Below are 3,070 nucleotides of genomic sequence, written 5' to 3'. Positions count from 1 at the left end.
TTATTAACCTTAGTGCGATTTCTGACAAATTCGGACTTATAATTCAGCCTGTTACAATTGCTATAGGCATTATATTAGCTCTGGTAAGCCTAATTTATGAATTTCACGCAAACTTTTTTGCACTAATCAACTTAATTTACATTATTACTGCCATTGGCCTAATGCTCTGGGGTTACAGCAGGCTTCAAAACCAGCGTCTTAAAAAACAGGTAGGTATTGTTCTCTGGGGTATCCGCGCAAGTGTAGGCCTTTACGCCATTGCATTCATATTCCCCCATCTCCATATAAGCTTATTATCAAGATCCATCAGTTACCTGCTTGTAACAGGGGCTCTTCTTATCGGAGCAGGATCCATTGCATGGGCAATAATAAAATACAAATTCCTTGATATTAGATTCATTATCAGAAAAGGCCTTGTTTTTTCTCTTGCAACTGCTGTTCTTATAACTATTTACCTTCTACTCTTTGCAGAGGGTAAAAAAATCATGTCTCACTTCTTTCCCATTGATATCCCTGCAATTGAGATTATCTCCATTTTATTTGTTTTACTCTTTTTTCAGCCCATACTCGGTACAATTGAACGCCTTATTGAAAAATTCTTTATGAAAGACAGGCTCGATTACAGAAATATACTGCAGAACCTGAGCCGTGACATTCTTACAACTCTTGACCCCGGAGCATTGAAAGACAAAATCACATCAACACTTAAAGATACCATGTCTCTTACCTACGCAGAACTTATCATGCGTTCTGTTGACGGCCGTCTTATACTCAATCTTCAGGACAGACAAGTTATTTTCTCAGGCAAGGAAGAGTGGATATCTATTCTTAGAGAACAGACCCAGCCTACAGGGTTTGATGACATCTCCATACAGACCCATGATGAGCCGTGCCTTGAGCCTCTCAGAGAGCTTAACCCTGTCCTGCTAATACCATTTATTCACAGAGACAAACTAAGCGGAATTCTTCTACTCGGAGAAAAAATATCCCGAACAAATTTTTCTGCAGAAGAGATGATGATTCTGAGCGTTCTTTCGTCACAGGCGGCAATTGCACTTGAAAATGCCGTGCTTTACACAGACAGCCTGGAAAAACAGAAAATTGAGGAAGAACTTGAACTTGCAAGGGAGATTCAGACAAACCTTCTGCCGAAAGATTCTCCCGATAGTCAAATTTTTGAACTTGCAGGACACAATATTCCCTCTAAGGAAGTCGGAGGAGACTACTACGATTTCTTTTTACTGCAGGATAATTCAGTGGGGATTGCAATTGGCGATATTTCCGGTAAAGGTGTACCTGCGGCTCTTTTAATGTCAAATCTTCAGGCCGCATTAAGAATTACCGCACTGGAATTTTCAGAGCCTTATAAAGTTTTATCAAAAGTCAACAGCCATATAACCAAAACAACTTCACCTGAAAAATTCGCAACGTTTTTTTACGGGATTTTTAACCCTGAAACTCTTATATTCAAATATACAAACGCAGGCCATAACTATCCTGTTCTTGTTAAAAAAACCGGAGAAATTGAACTTTTAACACAGGGCGGCATTATAATCGGAGTAATTGAGAATGCAGAATATGAATCTGCAGATATCAGCCTTGAAAGAGGTGATTCTCTTGTTCTTTACACAGACGGGGTTACAGAAGCAATGGACCCTGATGGGAATGAATTCGGAGAAAAAAAACTTACTGAGATTTTACGTAATAACTCCGATTTTTCAGCTTTGGATATCATAAACAATATTCTTGAGGAAGTAAGCACTTTTACAAACGGCAATTATTTTTCCGATGATCTAACTTTAGTTGTTTTAAAAATCAGGTAGCAAATGAAAAAAATTAATATAAAAGGATTATCTAAATCCGAACTCAGCGATTTTATCTATGATCTAAGAGAAAAAGAGTATCGTGCAAAACAGATTTGGTCATGGATATACAAAAAAGGAGTTAATGATTTTAATGAGATGACAGACATCTCCAAAGAATTGAGAAATCGGCTAAATGAAACTGCATTTATCAGCAGCCTTAAACTTTCTGACGAATCTTCATCTATAGACACTGATACACGTAAATTTATATGGGAGCTTAAGGATGGCCTTTTTGTGGAATCTGTGTACATACCTGAAGGAAAGAGAAGGACGATATGTATTTCCACTCAGGTCGGCTGTGCAATGGGATGTAAATTCTGCGCAACAGGTAAAATGGGTTTTTTCAGAAATCTTGAACCTGATGAAATAATTGATCAGGTACTCAGAATCCGGGAAATCACCGGCAAACAGCCAACAAATATTGTTGTTATGGGTATGGGAGAGCCTCTGTTAAATTATGACAATCTCATGAAAGCTCTTTCCATAATCAGGGACAATGAGGGAATTGCAATAGGCCACAGAAAAATCACTATTTCCACTGCAGGCATTGTTCCTCAAATACGCCGGTATTTACAAAACAAGGAGCCTTATAATCTCGCAATATCCTTAAACGCTGCGACAGATAAAGTAAGATCCCAAATCATGCCTGTTAACAACAAATATCCGATAGATATGCTTATTGAAGCTGTAAAAGAATATTCCACCTTTCATAGAAAAAGAATCACTTTTGAATATGTGCTTCTGAAAGATGTAAACGATACCCGTGACCAGGCAAATGCATTAAAAAAACTTTTGAGAAACATCCCATGCAAAATTAATCTTATACCATATAATGAAACCACCAAAATCTTTCGCAGGCCTGATGATAGACGCATTATGGAATTTACAGAATCATTGCGTACAATGCATGCAGCTGTTACATTGCGCCTTAGCAAGGGAGATGACATTCAGGGTGCATGCGGCCAGCTTGCAGTAAAAAATTCAAAAAACTACGCAGGGAGAACAACAAGTGACAGATAAATTAAAGAAAATTATGACCGGAATAATTGACAGCTCTCCCCTTGTAAAGGAATGTGAGAGGACAGCTGCCCTTCATGACAATTTCTCAACTGAGGACTTAAGGCTTCTGACAAAAACTGAAATCTCTCTTCTCAAGAAGCAGATGAATTTCTCCGACAACTGGGGAAATATCCTTGTTAAGGAGG

Annotated in this window: 3 protein-coding genes; all 3 read left to right on the top strand. The window is 38.3% G+C overall.

Going from position 1 to position 3,070, the window contains the following annotated elements:
- Positions 1-1,823 (top strand): SpoIIE family protein phosphatase (locus J7K93_09490; protein MCD6117236.1); only part of this gene is annotated, 1,823 nt, incomplete at its 5' end.
- A gap of 3 nt (positions 1,824-1,826) precedes the next feature.
- Positions 1,827-2,885, top strand: a complete 1,059-nt coding sequence (gene rlmN, locus J7K93_09485) for a 23S rRNA (adenine(2503)-C(2))-methyltransferase RlmN (GenBank protein MCD6117235.1) — start codon at positions 1,827-1,829, stop codon at positions 2,883-2,885.
- On the top strand, positions 2,875-3,070 hold a 196-nt coding region (locus J7K93_09480), incomplete at its 3' end, for a hypothetical protein (protein MCD6117234.1). The genes rlmN and J7K93_09480, both read left to right, overlap by 11 nt.

The sequence above is a fragment of the bacterium genome (assembly GCA_021158245.1).
Classification (GTDB): domain Bacteria; phylum Zhuqueibacterota; class QNDG01; order QNDG01; family QNDG01; genus QNDG01.
Note: the sequence above shows the minus strand (reverse complement) of the source record. Positions and strands in the feature narration are given on the sequence as shown.